Raw genomic sequence first — 16,639 nt, 5'->3', positions numbered from 1 at the left:
CGGGGGTAAACGGCTAAGGTAAAGTCTGAAAATTCTTTGTGCTCGATGAGTTGTTGGAGGACCCCACAGTGACGTCCCTGAAATCTGTTGTTCGTCGCGGCGGAACCATGTCCGCTGCCGCCCTGGCTGCCCTGACCCTGGCTGCCTGCTCGGCTGGCCACATCACCCAGACGTCTTCGCAGGTCGCGACCGTCGACGGCCAGAGCGCCGACAGCGAAAACAACGAGCTTTCTGTACGTGACGTCACCATCCTGCTGGACGACAACGCCGCTGCCCTGAAGTTCACCGCCACCAACCAAGACCCATCGATGAAGGCACACACCCTGCAATCGATTTCGGTCGACGGAAATGAAGTCTCCGTGGACTCGCTGGACCCTATCGAATCGGGCTGTACGGTCTTTGGTGATAGCGCGCTGGCTTTGAAGGACACCCCGCAGGCAGAAAGCGGTTGCATCCAGTACCTCGAAACCACTCTGGAAAACGATGACTTCGCTCCCGGCGGAAGCCGCGAAGTCGAATTCGTCTTCGACAACGCAACGATCACCGTTGATGCTGCAGTTTCTGCTGCTCCACTGGTCACCGGCGAACACGACCGCGACTGGGAAGAAGGCTACGCCCCACGCGGTGACGGTTCGATCAGCCGCGATTCCCACGGCCACGGCGACCACGGCGATGACCACAGCGGTCACTCCCACAACGAAGGCGATCACAGCCACTAAGCGTTGGCTGCTAGCGCCAGACCTTTGGCGCTAAGCATCAAACACTCAATCCATTCGATTTATTGTTCGAATTTAGCCCTGCTGGTGGGTTGCGTGTGCGGCCGCTGTCTTAGGATAAAGACATGGCGAAAAAACAGCGGGCTATTCACACCTGTTCCGAATGCGGCTATTCCTCCCCGAAATGGTTGGGGCGCTGCCCGGAATGCGGTTCGTGGGGCACGTTGGAAGAAACGGCCCCACTTTTTTCTGCCAGCGCAGCCAGCGGCTTGGGTTCCGATGCCGCGGGTGGCGGAGCGCGCGGGGGCGGTTTCGGCGGTGGAGCTGGTCGCCGCAGCAACAGCGGAAAGAACTCTCGCGGCGGCCTTACGCCCAGCAGCGCGGCGGTGCCGATCACGCAGATTTCGGCTAGCTCGGCCCGCAGCATGCACACCGGGATCGGGGAGTTAGACCGGGTGCTTGGCGATGGCATCGTCGCCGGTTCTGTGGTGTTAATGGCTGGTGAGCCGGGGGTGGGTAAATCTACTTTGCTGTTGGAAGTCGCCGCACGCTGGAGCCAAGAACCAGAACCCCAGGCAGATAGCGGAGAAAGCTTCGTCGCCGCTACTGAAAGCGCTGCAGACCAGCAAGCACAGCCTGCCACCCGCACGGCGTTGTATGTGACTGCAGAAGAATCCGCAGCGCAAGTTTATTCCCGTGCCAAACGTACCGGCGGGCTTTCCCCCACGCTATACCTGGCTGCAGAATCAGACCTGGATGTGGTCTTTGCCCAGGTTGAGGCGCTCCGTCCGTCACTCATCATCGTCGATTCCGTGCAAACCATGCAGGCTAGCGGCGTGGAAGGCGTAGCCGGTGGGGTCGCCCAATCACGGGCTGTAACCGCGGCGCTGACCACCCTGGCCAAGACCACGGGCATTCCGATCTTGCTGGTCGGGCACGTAACCAAAGACGGCAACGTCGCCGGCCCCCGCGTGCTGGAGCATCTGGTGGATGTCGTGCTCAACTTTGAAGGCGAACGCCAGTCCAGCCTGCGGATGCTGCGCGGAATTAAAAACCGCTTCGGCGCCACCGACGAGGTCGGCTGTTTTGAACAAACCGCCGACGGTATCCGCGAAGTTGCCGACCCATCCGGGCTGTTCCTATCCCACCACGGCGCGACACCCAACGGTTCCGCGGTCACCGTCGCCATGGATGGGGTGCGCCCGCTGGTGGCAGAAGTACAATCACTGACGGTAGATCCCGTCGCCAAGAACCCTCGCCGAGTAGTCACCGGACTAGATCAAAACCGCATTCCGCTGGTTCTGGCTGTGCTGCAGGCGCGTGCCGGTGAGCGCACCAATGAAAAAGACGCCTACGTCGCCACCGTCGGTGGGGTGCGTATTACAGAAACCGCCACGGATCTAGCGGTGGCACTGGCGACGTGGTCATCGCTGCATGAAACACCGCTGCCGGCCAAGACCGTGTTCATTGGAGAAATCGGTCTGGCCGGCGAATTGCGCACGGTGCCGAATTTGAAACGGCGCCTGCAAGAAGCCGCGCGTATCGGTTATCGCTGCGCCGTTGCCCCAAGCCGCAACGACGCAGAAGACCGCGCTCTGGCACGAGATTTAGCGGCCGACGGGCTGGATCTGCGCAGCGTCAGCACCCTGCGCCAGGCACTAGCCGTGGTGCGTGAACTGCGCGGTTAGCCGCTGCGGGTAGGCCTTTACGGTTAGCCGCCACCGCCAGCGCAAACATGCCGCTATCCCCTAGGCCCGCAGCGCGAAGGTAAGTGCGTCGGAGGCGTTATCGCCAACGACAGCGTGCAGGAAGTAGTTGCCTGCAGGGGTAGCTGGGCGGTGGTTGCACTCGCCCGGCGCGGAGTTGGTACGCGACCACACGGCTTCGAAGTGGCGGGTTTGCCCAGCCTTGAATTCCTGCTCACCGGTGATTACCGCCGGGTAGCAGTCGGTATCCGCCCACATGCGGTGGTTGGTGTTGAGGTCATAAACTTCGAAACGCAACGGGTTCTCGTCCAAGTTCACCGTGCAGTCGTGCTCAGTGGGGTTGTCGATAGACATGTAGAACGAAGGCTGCTCCCCTGGGCCGTAGTATGCCTGGTTGCTGTTGGCCGTCACGCGCAAATTGTGCAGATCGCAGGTGCTGGCAGCAGCAGTGGTTTCATCGGCTTCGGCATACGGCGATGGGCGCTCATCGGCCGAGTTTTTGTCTTCATCCTTGCGCGGGCGGTCCGCCTGCTTGGCGTCGTCGGCGGCGTCGATGTCGTCGGCTTCTTTCGCCGCGCTGTCGTTGGCTGCGTCGTCGGCATCTTTATCCGTAGCGTCTTTATCTTCACGCGCCGCGGTGGCGGTCGCGGTCTGGTTAGCAGCCGAGGAATCTGCCGTGGACTGCGCGTTCTGGTCGTCGTTGCCGCCAAAGACGGCACTGAAGAACCACACCAGCAACAGCACGACCACAATAGCGATTGCCAGGCCAGCGATGCGGCGGCGCCGGTAGATTTCTTCGGGCAGGCGGGGTTGTCTTGGGGAAGTCACAATTCCTAATTTATAACGAATCCGCAGCCACTGGGCGCAAGGACAACGCGTGTCCTAGCACCAGACCGTACATACACAGCTAGTGCACGCCATTAAGAACAACCGGCTCTACCCTGCCCTCGCTCAAGTTATAGCGCAGGCCCACGATCCCCATCGACTGGCGGATCAACCCCTGACCCAGCCCCGGAGCGCGGGCCATCAGCTGGTACACGGTCTCGGTGATGTGCTGGCGTTCGACGTCCTCGCGGGTAACCAGACCGCGCTTGTTGGCCTCTGTCACGGACATCAGTACACGCTCGACGATGGTGCGCTGGAAGCCGTTTGGTGCAGAACCACCTTCGGCAAATTCCATGGTGGCGCGCACCGCACCACAGGATTCGTGCCCCATGACTACCAGCAGGTTGACGTCGAATTTCTCAATGGCGTATTCCACCGAAGCAATGATCGAGCTATCAATGATTTGCCCGGCGGTTCGGATCACAAAGGCGTCGCCAAGCCCTAGGTCAAAGACCATTTCGACGGGCACACGCGAGTCCGAGCACGAAAAGATTACTACGCGCGGCGACTGGCCCACACTCAACAACGAACGGTATTCCGGGTCCTGATTTGGCCGCTCGGAACGGTTCGCCATAAACCGCTCATTGCCCTCCCGAAGGGCCTCCCACACTGCCTGCGGAGTCTTGGCCACATTCTGCATACTCACAGCTTCTATTTTGTCCTAAACTATGCGCGATGACGAATCACTCGGACGCGCACACGGAATCAAAGCGAAGCGCCCAAACATCCATCGAACTGGATGCCACCGCGCTTCTACCTGACCTGCGGGATTGGTACGACGACAATGGCCGTGACTTACCGTGGCGCGCTGCGGAAACCACCGCGTGGGGCGTGTTGGTTTCTGAGGTCATGAGCCAACAAACCCCGGTCGCCCGCGTCGCCCCGCAGTGGCTGGAATGGATGGACCGGTGGCCCACCCCTGCTGCCCTTGCCGCCGCTAGTCAGGCTGATGTGCTGCGCGCGTGGGGCCGGTTGGGGTATCCGCGGCGCGCACTGCGTTTGTGGGAGTGCGCGCAGGCGATTGTGGAGCGTCACGACGGCGAGGTGCCACGGGATGTTGACGCGCTGTTGGCGCTTCCCGGCATTGGGGATTACACCGCGCGGGCGGTGGCGTGTTTTGCTTTCGGGCAGAATGTTCCGGTGGTGGATACCAACGTGCGCCGGGTTTATGAACGCGCTTGGCAGGGGCAGTTTCTGGCGCCACAGCCAGCGAAAAAGCAGTTACGGCAAGTGGGTGCGTTGCTTGCCGACGGTTCCGGGCCACGAACTTCTGTCGCTTTGATGGAGCTCGGCGCGTTGGTGTGCACGGCGCGCTCACCGCAGTGTTCAGTGTGTCCGCTGCGTGCCGGTTGCGCGTGGGTGCGCGCTGGTTCGCCAGCGCCGAGTGAATCGGAGATGGCTGCGCAGAAAAAGCGGGTGCAGAAATTCGCGGGCACCGACCGGCAGGTGCGCGGCAAGATCATGGCAGTGTTGCGGGAGGCTTCCGAGCCCGTCCCCAAGCCGGAAATCGACGTGGTGTGGCCGAAAGATGAGCAGCGGGAGCGGGCGTTGCGGTCTTTGCTTGCCGACGGTTTGGTGCGCGAAGTTCCTGGCGGTGGCGGATTCGCGCTTCCGGAGTAGAGCTGCACTGCAATAACGGAAATAACGGAGCCCCGGGTGCTTGCACTTGGCAGAGGCATCACCGGGGCGTTCGTCTGTCATTGTAGCATTAGAATATGGATGATCAAAATAGAATCGATCCCAAACTCGTTTTAGAAAGTCTCCCGGAACCGAGACTTCGCCCATTTCGCTTTGCAGCAGAGGACGACTCAGCAAAAACGCTACAGCTTTACAATTGGAACGCTCAAATGGCAGGCGCAGCTCTTGAACAACTCTCATACCTTGAAGTTCTGCTCCGTCATGCCATAGATAGGCGACTTGCCAAGACAGTTGCAGAGGAATTCAATGGGATCCCTTGGTTTCTCTTTCCCCCATTTTATGATGCTCAAAAAGACACGCTAGAAAAAGTCCGCCGCCAGCTTCGTCCTATAGGAGAAGAAACGCGGGACCAGATCATCGCCGGGTTACCCCTGGGTTTCTGGACCGGATGGTTCGGATCAAAGTATGAACAATTATGGCGTGATTCTTTGTATGAAGCGTTCCCAAACGGTACTAAACGCCGCAAAGAAATCACAGCTCTCACCGAGCAGATTAGAAAATTTCGCAACCTGGATGAAAAGCGTGGACCGGACGGTACAAGTAAGTAAAAACCGGCCAATTACACCATTGGATACGGTAGTCGTTCCCACTACGAAAGCATGGGATTTTTATCAAAATTCACGAGCATATATATGCCAAGCAGGCCGCTATTTCCAAAAGACGAAACATATTGCGTTTTACGCAAACCGGGAAATTCAACAGGAAATCCCGGCCATCAAAAGACGCTACGACAATGTTGTCTGGAACCATACTGAGGCCAATCGTCTAATGGATAGCCCCAGCCGTGATGACAGAAAACTTGGCAAAATAATGCAAAACGGACTGGATTGCGACTGGACACATGGAAAATACCAAGTTTTCATCCTCTCCCAGCCGCCAGACCCCTCGCATGTAAGGCTTCCGGCACCACTCAAAAAACGACCGCGATGGCAGATCTTCAGCATTTGTTCGAAGACAGCGGTACACAAGTATCCACAAGCTACGGCACGCGGATGATGTTTGGGATCTCGCCTAGACCCAACTCAAACTAGAATCACCTGAAACTACAGATAACTCGTGTTAATCACAGGGCACCCATGTGAAGTCACCCCCTCAAAATGGGGGTGCCGATAAAATTACAAGAGGGTGATTAATTGGACCTTTACGTTTAAGCTTGCCGTCATGTATTTTAAATCACACTTTTCTAAACAAAAGAGTAGTACCGATGCCGACTCTGCCACGCCGACTCGCACCGGCATTAGCAACAGCATCCGTAAAGGCTTCAGCTTAGCTGCCGCCAGTTTCATGGCCGCAGGACTTTTAACCTCAGCTGGCGCTTCCGCAGCACATGCCGATGAAGCAGTGGTTCCTGATTCCGCCACCACTGCTCCCGTGGCGTCGCCAACTGGTCCAACGCCAGGCACATTGCTGGAAGCCACCCCAGCTCCCCACCTGCTCAACATCGTCGGGCCACAGCTACCCGGATATGCGCAGCGCATCCGCTACGCTTCGCAAGATTCCAACGGTGCGCCAGTCGACGTTACCGGTTATGTCATCGAGCCAACTACACCTTGGCAAGGCAACGGGCCAACCCCGACCATCGTGATGGCGCCCGGCACCCGCGGTGCTGGCGATCAATGTGCACCGTCAGTGACACCAGATCTGTTTTCGGCATTCCACCTGCAAAACAACGCCGTTGGGCAACCGTATCTGAGCGCCAATGCTAACTACGAGCTTCCGCTGCAATACCTCGCGAACCTCACCGGCATCCGCATTATTAGCACCGATTACATCGGCCTGGGCAGCCCAGGCGCGCACACGTACGTGAATTCCGTCGAAGAAGCCCACGCGGTACTCGATGCAGCGCGTGCAGGCTTACAAGCTGCCGGTGTACCTGCTGATTCCCCAGTCGGATTCGCTGGATATTCTCAGGGTGGCGGCGCCGTCGCAGCAGCTGCTGAGCACAAGGCTAGCTATGCCCCAGAGCTGAACTTGGTGGGCACTTTTGCGGGAGCTCCTCCTGCGGATCTGCGCCAGGTGCTTGAAGCTGTCGACGGTTCGTCCATCGTGGCGGTCCTGGGCTACACCCTTAACGGCTACCTGGAGCGCACCCCAGAGCTGCGCTCTCTCATCGACGAAGAATTCAACGACGAAGGCAAGCGCTTTTTGGCTGATGCAGAAATCAGCTGCATCGGCGACGGCACCATCAACTGGGCTTTTACCGATACCCGTACGCTAACCAACAGTGGGGAATCCTTTTCCGAAATCATTAACCGCCGAACCGAACTTGGCGCAATGATCGATGCGCAGAAGCTGGGCAATCGGCCGATTTCGGGGCCGATGCTGGTTTCCAACTCGGGTAACGATGACATCATTCCGCACGGGCAAGCTGCAGAAATGGCACGCAATTATTGTGCCCACGGCGGGGAAATTGAATTCCTCAGCACCGACGTGCCACCAATTTTGCCGAATCTCAAGCCAGGTGCGAACCACGCGCTGCCATTGTTTAGCGATATGCCAGCTGGCTTGCGCTACTTGACGGATCGTTTCAACGCTATCCAGCCGGGCAACAGCTGCGGGACGTTTTAAACGCTAGCACTAGCCCCTGCCATCATGACAAAAGCTGGCCTGCTACCTCATAGTGAGGAGCAGGCCAGCTTCGTTATGCGGCGGCTGTTTTCACATCCGCTAGGCAACGGGCTCTAGCAGCACCACCCAGCACGGGCGGCGCCACCAGCGCCACTGGCTTTTTATTGGTCACGCTGTGGTTGCGGCTGCGGGCCAGATGGGCCATCGGAATCATCCGAATCATCATCGCCACGCTCGTCTTCAGGGCGTTCCAGCAGCGCACCAGAATCACCGGAGTTTGGCAAGTCTGGACTCAGTGTATCTGGTTGACCGTTCGGGTCACCCACGGTTCCCGGCTGATCGTCCGAGTTGTCGTCGCCGGATCCACCGGAGCCACCCTTGCCGTCATTGTTGTCGTCGTCGTTGCTATCTGCGTCATCTGCGGCAACAGGGGCATCGACTTCGCGCACGTCGTCTTCATCCAGCTCGCCGAACTCGTCTTCCGGCAGCGGCTTCGGACGTGGGCTGAAGGTGAAAGTGCCCTTCTTCTTGTTGTCCTCGTCGAAATCTTCCACGTCAACGGACACGATCTCGCCGGCACCAAGCTCACCGAACAAGATCTTCTCCGACATTGGATCTTCGATCTCCCGCTGAATGGTACGGCGCAACGGACGTGCACCCAATACAGGATCGAAACCGCGGCGAGCCAGCAGCTTCTTCGCGTTCTCGGATAGCTCGATATCCATGTCGCGGTCCTGCAGCTGCTTGGCAACACGGCCGATCAACAAGTCGACCATCTCGACGATCTGTTCCTGGGTCAACTGGTGGAAGACCACGGTCTCATCGATACGGTTCAAAAACTCTGGACGGAAGTGCTTCTTCAGCTCTTCGTCGACCTTGTTCTTCATCCGCTCATAGCGCGTATCTGGGTCCGCCTCTGATTCAGAGGAGAAGCCCAAACCAACGGCCTTGGAGATATCCGAGGTACCCAGGTTCGAGGTGAAGATCAGCACGGTGTTCTTGAAGTCGACCTCACGGCCCTGACCGTCGGTCAAACGTCCTTCTTCCAGCACCTGCAGCAAGGTGTTGTAGATCTCCTTGTGCGCCTTCTCGATCTCGTCGAAAAGCACCACGGAAAATGGCTTGCGGCGAACCTTCTCGGTCAACTGGCCGCCTTCTTCGTGGCCAACGTATCCCGGAGGGGCACCGAACAGGCGGGACGCCGTGAAGCGGTCGTGGAATTCCGACATGTCGATCTGGATCAGATCGTCATCGTTGCCGAACAGGTAGTTCGCCAGCGACTTCGACAGCTCCGTTTTACCCACACCGGATGGTCCGGCGAAGATGAAGGAACCAGAAGGACGGTTCGGATCCTTCAAACCCGCGCGGGTACGACGGATCGCACGGGAGACCGCCTTGACGGCTTCGTTCTGGCCGATAATGCGCTTGTGCAGCTCTTCTTCCATGTTGAGCAGACGGTTGGACTCTGCCTCCGTCATACGCAACGCCGGGATACCGGTCCAGTGCGAAAGCACATCAGCGATCTGGTCCTCGCCGACCTCGGCAATATCTTCCAGGTCGTTTTCGCGCCACGCCTTTTCTTTCTCCGCGCGCTCTTCGTTCAGCTTGCGCTCGCTATCGCGTAAACGAGCAGCCTTTTCGAAGTCCTGGCCGTCAATGGCAGCCTCCTTGTCGCGTCGAACTTCCGCAATGCGCTCATCAACCTCACGCAGGCTATCCGGAGCGATCAAGCGCTTGATGCGCATGCGAGCGCCGGCCTCGTCGAGCAAGTCGACGGCCTTATCTGGCAAGAAGCGGTCATTGATGTAACGGTGCGCCAGCTTCGCCGCTGCCTCTAGCGCATCATCGGTGTAGGACACACGGTGGTGTGCCTCGTACTTATCGCGCAGCCCCTTCAGGATGAGCACGGTATCTTCCAGGGATGGTTCTTCGACCTTGACCGGCTGGAAACGACGCTCCAGTGCCGCATCCTTTTCGATGTGCTTGCGGTATTCCTCCAGGGTGGTAGCACCGATGGTCTGCAGTTCACCGCGCGCCAGTTTCGGTTTCAGCAACGATGCAGCATCGATAGCGCCTTCTGCGGCACCGGCACCAACCAGGTTGTGGATCTCGTCGATGAACAAGATGATGTCACCGCGCTGGTTGATCTCTTTCAGAACCTTCTTCAGGCGTTCTTCAAAGTCACCACGGTAACGAGAACCGGCAATCAGCGAACCCAGGTCCAGCGAGTACAGCTGCTTGTCTTTCAGCGTTTCTGGAACCTTGCCGTTAACGATATCTAGCGCCAAGCCCTCAACGACGGCCGTTTTACCGACACCAGGTTCACCGATCAGCACCGGGTTGTTCTTCGTGCGGCGCGAGAGCACCTGCATGATGCGCTCGACCTCAGAATCACGGCCGACGACTGGGTCCAGCTTGCCTTCCTTGGCAGCCTGGGTGAGGTTACGGCCGAACTGATCCAGCACCAGCGAGTTGGAGCGGTCGCCTTTGCCGCCCCCGCCAGAGCCGCCGCCCATGGATGGGCCAGCACCAGCGCCGGCCAGTCCACCGCCACCCGGCGCGCCTGCAGAACCGCTACCGGAGCCATCCTGGTTGCCGCCTTCGTAACCAGACAGCAGCTGAATAACCTGCTGACGCACACGTGGCAGATCAGCACCCAGCTTGGTCAATACCTGGGCTGCAACACCTTCACCCTCACGGATCAAGCCGAGCAGCAGGAACTCTGTGCCAATGTATTTGTGGCCCATCTGTAGGCCTTCGCGCAGGGAAAGTTCCAGGACCTTCTTTGCGCGTGGAGTAAATGGGATGTGCCCACTGTGTGGTTGGGAGCCCTGGCCGATGATCTCTTCGACCTCATTGCGGACATCGTCTAAGGAGATCCCCATGGATTCCAGGGCTTTGGCTGCCACCCCTTCACCCTCGTGGATCAAGCCGAGCAGAATGTGCTCGGTTCCGATGTAGTTGTGGTTAAGCATGCGAGCTTCTTCTTGCGCCAAGACGATGACGCGGCGAGCTCGGTCCGTAAACCGTTCAAACATGTGCTCTTAGTTCTCCCTAACCGATTTGCGTTATGTTCCACCCACCATAACGCGCAACTATCACCAACCCTTCCCGTTTCGCGACCCCGTTCTGCTTTTCGACGAGTTATTGCAGGTCAAATGCCTGTTCGCCAATAGCGAACAGGCATTTTGTTATCACCGGCCAATAGCAAAAGGCGGCGCTCGGAGTGGAGATTTCCGAAACGCCGCCTTAACCTTCTACAGCCTTCTGCAGCAGCTTTCTAGAGCTTTCTACAGTTTGCTCGTATCAGGCAAAACGTTGTGTGAGCTGAGTAAGCTCTGCGATCACTAGCGAGCGATGGTCGATGGCTCCTCACCCAAACGTGCCTTTCGCACGTAATCGACTTCCTCGTCGAGTTCGGCAGCCGCGCCACGACGCCGAGAGGCGTAGATGACCAGCGACAGCCCCGTTGACAAGAGAGCAAAGACCAGCATGCCGCCGAGACCGCCCCAGAAGGTGGCGTCGTAAAGACCATCGGTGGCGCGCATGAACGCATCGCGGGTGTAGCTCATTGGGTGGAAGCTGTGCAGGAACTTCAGCGGTGCCGGAGTAGCATCCAGTGGCCAGATACCACCGAAGACGAACAGTCCGAGCGCGAACAGTCCCAGCGAGAACACGCCGCCGTACATGCGGCCGAACAGGATACGCAAGAACTGGAACACGGCCGAACCGGTGACCGCGGTCAATGCCAGCACTCCGATGCCGATCAGCCAGTTATCCGGCTTCCAGCCCAGAGCGACGGAGAATCCAGCGAAGAATCCGATCACCGCGAAGTTGACCAGCGAGATCAGGCCGAGTGCACGCAGGACCGGCCCCAGCACGGTGAAGCTGTTGGCGCGCTTGCCGACGATGTGTGGCAGCAGCGTCGACAGCAGTGCCATGGCGAGGTATCCGAAGACGACGATCACCAGAATTGCTGCACCGGCAGTGATGTTTTTGACGGTCGGGTCAGACTCGTCTTGCACCGTCTGCACTGGGTGCACGTTCGACGCGGTGAAGTTAATCGGTACCGCGATATTCGACGCGGATTCTTCCGGCTTCGTGATATTCGGTGCCTTGGCAGCACCCTCGGCAAGCTTGGTGGACAGTTCGCCCGTACCATCTTTCAGGCGGGTCATGCCGTCCATCAACTGGCCGCCACCGTCGGCAAGCTGGGTGGTGCCGTCTTTCAGGCGTCCTACGCCGTCGGTCAGATCGCCGGTTCCGGCATTCAGGCGAGTGGCACCGTTATCCAGCTGGTTAGCGCCATCTGCCAGGCGCGCGACACCGCCGTTGAGCTGGTTGATACCGTCGTTAAGCTGGTGAGCACCATCTTGCAGGCGCAGTACACCGCCGCGGTAACGCGCGTTCGGGTCAGCCAAGTTGTAGTGCAGCTCGCCGGTACCGTCGCGCAGACGGTTGAGCTGGTTGACCATGTTCTGCTGGTTTGCAGGGTCAAGTCGATTCACGATTCCAGCAAGCTTTTCGGCCTCCGCGTGTGCGCCAAAGGTGTGCAGCATGTCGATAATCGGCTGCATATCCGGCAATGCACCCTGCACATGTTCTAACAGTGGCAGCAGCATGCCGGTCAACTGGTTCACGCCTTCGTCGATCTGGCGAGCGCCGTCGGCAAGCTGGTCGGTACCATCCACCAAGGCGTCGGTTCCGTTTGCTAGCTGGGTAGAGCCATCCTGCAGACGCGCTGCACCATTCGACAGTTCTGCGACACCACCTTGCAGGCGTGTGGTTCCGGCTTTCAGGTCGGTCGTACCTTGGTGTAGACGACCGGCACCGTCTTGCAAATCAGATGCGCCTTTGTCCAAACGATTGATGCCATCAACGGCGCGAGTACCGCCGTCTTTCAACTGTGTAGCGCCCTCGTCTAAGCGCCCTGCACCGTCGGCAGCCTGGTGCAGGCCCTCGCCCATGCGGTCCAGACCGTCGATGACTTGGGTGGCGTATTTCTTAGAAATCGCATTAGCGACGCTGCTTTGCACCTGCGGAATCAGGCTGTTGGTGATCACCGCACCGTTGGTTCCGTAGAAGTCGTTTTCTGCGAAGTGAATATTCGGCTGGCGCGGGTTGTCACTAATGATGGTGACCGCATCGTCCGAGAATTCCTTCGGGATCGTAACGACGAAGAGGTAATCACCGCGGGTCAGGCCCTTATCGCCCTGCTCTTTATCGACTTCGGAAAAGTTCAGATAGTCAGTTTCCAGCAGGCCTTCGACGACTTGGTCACCGTAGTTGACGTACTCGCCGTTGCGCTCGACGCCTTCGTCTTCATTGACAACCGCCAGGGCAACATCACGCAGGTATTTCGATGGGTCCCACATCGCCCACATGAACGTCGCAGCACCGACCAGTGGCAGCACCAGAGTGAGCACAACCAGGATGCGCGGGATTGTTGTCCGCGGACGCCAGTCGAGCATCCGGTGCCACAAGTTTTTATCGTTGGCAGCTTGTGCGCCGGACTCTGCAGCCGAGCTCGACGAATTTCCTGGCGTGCTTGACGACGCCGCGGCTGCGTTATCTGCAGTACTCACGAGAAGACACCTCCACTAAATGTCTGTGAGAGTTCAGTTCCGTGCCGACATATCCGCGGTGCGCGGGGTTAATATGCAGCGACTGGCTCTGACCCATGCTTGCTTGGAAAACAAAAAATAATTGCTCGCAAGAGCGAAATACTGCGAGACCTAATTAGTATAGTTTTCCTAGCAAACATGTTTGGTTTTTAAAACGCATCACACAGAAAAATCCGGTTTGTGATGTGGAACACTACAGTATATGACTATTAACTGTTTGGCTAATCCACGTAGCGCTTTACCCGAAAACCCAGGTAAGAAAAAAGTGCCTTATCCCCTATCCTGGGAAATCCCAGCGGGAATAGGCACCGAACTTGTGATCTAGCGCGCGAGGCTCCTCACCTGTGGCATGCTAGCCCTTCACACCAGATCTAGCCCTTCACAGCAGATTACGGCGTCGCAATGTAACGGGTATCCAGATATTCGTTAATACCTTCGGTACCGCCTTCCCGGCCGAAGCCGGATTCTTTGATTCCGCCGAATGGTGCAGCCACATCGGAAACACCACCGCGGTTGATCGCCACCATGCCGGAATTGAGCTCATGCGCCAAACGCTCTGCGGTGTGGACGTTTTCGCTGAAGCCATAGGCAGCCAAGCCAACCGAGGTGTCGTTGGCAGCAGCGATGGCATCATCCAGATCAGAATAGGTGGTGATTGCCACGACTGGGCCGAAGATCTCTTCGCGCAAAATCTCGGCATCTTCCGGAATCTCCGAGAGCACCGTGGCTGGGTAGAAATAACCCTCACCTTCTGGAACCTCGCCGCCAGTGTGCACCGTGGCGCCAGCCTTGCGGGCGTCGTCGACCAGCTTCGCAATGCCATCGCGCTGCGCAGCGGTGATCATCGGCCCCAGGTCGACGCCTTCGCTCAGGCCGTGACCAACGGTGACCTGCGCGAGCTTCTGGGTAATGCGGCGGGTGAATTCTGCGGCGATGTCTTCGTGCACGATGAAGCGGTTCGCCGCCACGCAAGCCTGGCCACCATTGCGCATCTTCGCTGCGTACGCGCAATCCAGCACGCGGTCCAGATCAGCATCCTTGTGGATAACGAATGGCGCATTTCCGCCCAATTCCATCGAGGTGCGCTGCAGGTTTTTCGCGGACTGCTCAACCAAAATCTTGCCGACGCCCGTCGAACCGGTAAAGGTGACCTTGCGCAGGCGTGCATCCTCCATCAATTCGCGCGACATTACAGAGGACTTCGTCGTCGGCACGATAGAAACCACACCGCTTGGTACGTTGTGCTTCTCGAATACCTCGGAAATTACCTCACCAAGCAGCAGCATCGTCAGTGGGGTTTCTTTCGCTGGCTTGACAATCATCGTGCACCCAGCAGCCAGAGCTGGGGCAATCTTGCGGGTGGCCATGGCAAATGGGAAGTTCCACGGGGTTACCGCCAAGCATGGGCCCACTGGATCGTGCGTGACGCGGATGGTGCCAGCACCCGATGGGGACTTTCCGTAGTGGCCGTCGATGCGCACGGCTTCCTCGGCGAACCAACGCAAGTATTCCGAGCCGTAGCCGACCTCGCCTTTCGCCTCTGCATAAGCCTTGCCCATTTCCAGGGTCATGACCTTGGCGAAATCTTCAGTGCGTTCCTGGACAGCGTTAAAAAGGTCGACCAAAACATCCGCGCGCTGGCGGGCGGTAAATTCTTTCGCCCACGTGTTTTGTGCGGCGTCGGCAAGATCCAAGGTCTTCATCCACTGCGAAGAATCGGCATCAGCAACCTTGGCCAATACCTTCCCCGTGGCTGGGTCTTCCACCTCGAAATAAGCGCCGCCGACGGCGTCGACCTGCTCGTTGCCCATCCAGATCTTGGTGGGCACATTGTTGATCAATTCAGTGTATGGTGCGTAATCGAAACTCATACCCACACTCTACGCGCGAATTTCCGCGCTAGTTTTTCTGTTCCGCATCCGGTTGTGGCCGCTGCATAAAAAAGGTCGCCGGAATGAACGCCGTGACCATCAACGCACCGACGAAAAACGCCGAGCGCACCCCATCGGCCGTTGCCGCAGCTTCGCCCAGGCCCTCCGCCAAACTGGAATCGGTGCCGTGGGTCAAAATCACCAGCAACAACGCTGTGCCCGCGGCGGCAGCCAGTTGCTGCAAGGTGGTCAAAATCGCCGAACCGTGGCTGTACAACTCGCCAGACAGCGAGCTCAGCGCGGTGGTCATCATCGGTGTCATCAGCAAACCGAAGCCGAAAGCAAAGACCATGTGGCAAGCGACCAGCTGCCACACTTGCGTATCGACGGACAACGTCGCAAACAGCCAGGAGCCGGTAGCCATCAACAACGCTCCCGGAATCATGATCGGTTTCGGGCCCACGGAATCGTAGATGCGCCCGATAATCGGCGACATCACCGCCTGGATCACGCCGCCGGGCAGCACGATCAACCCAGCGGTGCGCGCGCTTTCGCCCAGACCGTTTTGCACGAAAATCGGCAGCATGGTCACGGTACCAATCAGCATCGCGAACGAGAGCAGTGCGATCAGCACGGCCAGGCTGAAGTTACGTATTTTAAACGGCCGCAAATCCAACAGCGCCTTGTTCTTTTTGCCCAACCGCAGCTGGCGGAGGCCGAACGCTACCAAGGCGACGACAGCGACAATCAGCAATCCCACCAGCAAGCCGACGTTATTGCCGCTATCCAGCGCGGTCTCCAGCGAAGACAGTGAATAGACGATGCCACCGAAAGCCACCACGGACAACGCGACGGAGACCAGGTCGATCGGCTGGGTGGTGTCTTCACCCACGTTGCTAAGCAACTTCGCACCCAGCAGCAGCACGCCCACCAGCAGCGGCAGCATGCACAAGAAAATCGCGTGCCAGGTGAAAGCCTCCAGTATGATGCCGCCGACGGTAGGGCCAGTCGCCGGGGCCACCGCGATGACGACACCGATAAAGCCCATGACCGTCCCGCGACGCTCCAGCGGAACCATCTGCAGCATCACCGTCATCAGCAGCGGAACAATCAGCGCGGTACCCGCGGCCTGCACGATGCGCCCCAGCAAGAGCAGCGGAAATACCGGGGCAAGCGCGCCCATGATCGTGCCGATGATGAACAACCCGACCGAAGAAAAGAAGATCTGCCGGGTGCTAAAGCGCTGGATCAAATATCCGGTGGTCGGGATGATCACGGCCATCGTCAGCATGAAAACGGTGATCAGCCACTGCGCGCTGGCAGCGTTAATAGCAAAATCTTGCATGATCGCTGGCAAGGCGACCGACAACGAGGTCTCGTTCAAAATCATCACCGTCGCTGCCAAAACCAGCGTGACAAGCACGCCGACGACCTGCGACGAGAGTTTCTCCGCAGAATTATCTGCGCTGGACTGCGTTACGCCAGGTTGTTTTCTACCAACGTTTTGATCACCGGAAGCCAGATCGGTTTCCACATCATGTGCACGTTTATTAGCTTTGCTCATACCCTGC

11 protein-coding genes are annotated in these 16,639 nt (G+C 58.3%); 5 read left to right on the top strand and 6 right to left on the bottom strand.

Annotated features, from left to right (window positions below; all coding sequences use genetic code 11):
• Window positions 1–53 precede the first annotated feature (53 nt).
• Both U1140_RS05760 and U1140_RS05755 read left to right on the top strand, forming a co-directional pair.
• Window positions 54–719 (top strand): hypothetical protein, encoded by a 666-nt coding sequence (locus U1140_RS05760; RefSeq protein ID WP_369846607.1) that lies wholly within the window; start codon window positions 54–56, stop codon window positions 717–719.
• A gap of 122 nt (window positions 720–841) precedes the next feature.
• Window positions 842–2,404 carry a DNA repair protein RadA gene (locus tag U1140_RS05755; protein WP_369846581.1) on the top strand — a complete coding sequence of 521 codons (1,563 nt, stop codon included), beginning with the start codon at window positions 842–844 and terminating at the stop codon, window positions 2,402–2,404.
• 60 nt (window positions 2,405–2,464) lie between these two features.
• Here the strand turns inward: U1140_RS05755 and U1140_RS05750 are convergent, their stop codons facing one another.
• Both U1140_RS05750 and U1140_RS05745 read right to left on the bottom strand, forming a co-directional pair.
• Window positions 2,465–3,250 (bottom strand): hypothetical protein, encoded by a 786-nt coding sequence (locus U1140_RS05750; protein ID WP_369846580.1) that lies wholly within the window; start codon window positions 3,248–3,250, stop codon window positions 2,465–2,467.
• A gap of 79 nt (window positions 3,251–3,329) precedes the next feature.
• Complete coding sequence (locus tag U1140_RS05745; RefSeq protein WP_259816333.1) at window positions 3,330–3,947, bottom strand: carbonic anhydrase; 618 nt, start codon at window positions 3,945–3,947, stop codon at window positions 3,330–3,332.
• 95 nt (window positions 3,948–4,042) lie between these two features.
• Between U1140_RS05745 and U1140_RS05740 the strand changes: the two genes are divergently transcribed.
• The 3 genes from U1140_RS05740 (at window position 4,043) to U1140_RS05730 (ending at window position 7,573) form a co-directional block, all read left to right on the top strand.
• Window positions 4,043–4,927 carry an HhH-GPD family protein gene (locus U1140_RS05740; RefSeq protein ID WP_369846606.1) on the top strand — a complete coding sequence of 295 codons (885 nt, stop codon included), beginning with the start codon at window positions 4,043–4,045 and terminating at the stop codon, window positions 4,925–4,927.
• Between the two features lie 95 nt (window positions 4,928–5,022).
• A complete protein-coding gene (locus U1140_RS05735) occupies window positions 5,023–5,553 on the top strand; it encodes a hypothetical protein (protein ID WP_369846579.1) in 531 nt (176 codons plus the stop codon).
• A gap of 613 nt (window positions 5,554–6,166) precedes the next feature.
• Complete coding sequence (locus U1140_RS05730; RefSeq protein WP_369846578.1) at window positions 6,167–7,573, top strand: lipase family protein; 1,407 nt, start codon at window positions 6,167–6,169, stop codon at window positions 7,571–7,573.
• Window positions 7,574–7,734: 161 nt separating this feature from the next.
• Here U1140_RS05730 and U1140_RS05725 read toward each other — a convergent pair whose 3' ends face one another.
• The 4 genes from U1140_RS05725 to U1140_RS05710 all read right to left on the bottom strand — a co-directional run bounded on the left by U1140_RS05725 (window position 7,735) and on the right by U1140_RS05710 (window position 16,632).
• Window positions 7,735–10,611 carry an ATP-dependent Clp protease ATP-binding subunit gene (locus tag U1140_RS05725; protein WP_369846577.1) on the bottom strand — a complete coding sequence of 959 codons (2,877 nt, stop codon included), beginning with the start codon at window positions 10,609–10,611 and terminating at the stop codon, window positions 7,735–7,737.
• Between the two features lie 309 nt (window positions 10,612–10,920).
• Complete coding sequence (locus U1140_RS05720) at window positions 10,921–13,158, bottom strand: YhgE/Pip family protein (RefSeq protein ID WP_369846576.1); 2,238 nt, start codon at window positions 13,156–13,158, stop codon at window positions 10,921–10,923.
• Between the two features lie 428 nt (window positions 13,159–13,586).
• Window positions 13,587–15,068: an NAD-dependent succinate-semialdehyde dehydrogenase gene (locus U1140_RS05715; protein WP_369846575.1), complete on the bottom strand. Its 1,482-nt coding sequence runs from the start codon at window positions 15,066–15,068 to the stop codon at window positions 13,587–13,589.
• A 28-nt stretch (window positions 15,069–15,096) separates the two neighbouring features.
• Window positions 15,097–16,632: an MDR family MFS transporter gene (locus tag U1140_RS05710; RefSeq protein ID WP_369846574.1), complete on the bottom strand. Its 1,536-nt coding sequence runs from the start codon at window positions 16,630–16,632 to the stop codon at window positions 15,097–15,099.
• Between the last annotated feature and the right edge of the window lie 7 nt (window positions 16,633–16,639).

It is taken from the genome of Corynebacterium drakensteinense (assembly GCF_041224285.1).
Classification (GTDB): Bacteria; Actinomycetota; Actinomycetes; order Mycobacteriales; family Mycobacteriaceae; genus Corynebacterium.
Note: the sequence above shows the minus strand (reverse complement) of the source record. Positions and strands in the feature narration are given on the sequence as shown.

What these genes read in the sequence shown, in the direction of transcription:
- U1140_RS05715 (WP_369846575.1), bottom strand. Translation starts at nt 15,068, where the DNA reads ATGAGTTTCGATTACGCACCATACACTGAATTGATCAACAATGTGCCC.
- U1140_RS05710 (WP_369846574.1), bottom strand. Translation starts at nt 16,632, where the DNA reads ATGAGCAAAGCTAATAAACGTGCACATGATGTGGAAACCGATCTGGCT.
- U1140_RS05730 (WP_369846578.1), top strand. Translation starts at nt 6,167, where the DNA reads ATGTATTTTAAATCACACTTTTCTAAACAAAAGAGTAGTACCGATGCC.
- U1140_RS05735 (WP_369846579.1), top strand. Translation starts at nt 5,023, where the DNA reads ATGGATGATCAAAATAGAATCGATCCCAAACTCGTTTTAGAAAGTCTC.
- U1140_RS05745 (WP_259816333.1), bottom strand. Translation starts at nt 3,947, where the DNA reads ATGCAGAATGTGGCCAAGACTCCGCAGGCAGTGTGGGAGGCCCTTCGG.
- U1140_RS05725 (WP_369846577.1), bottom strand. Translation starts at nt 10,611, where the DNA reads ATGTTTGAACGGTTTACGGACCGAGCTCGCCGCGTCATCGTCTTGGCG.
- U1140_RS05755 (WP_369846581.1), top strand. Translation starts at nt 842, where the DNA reads ATGGCGAAAAAACAGCGGGCTATTCACACCTGTTCCGAATGCGGCTAT.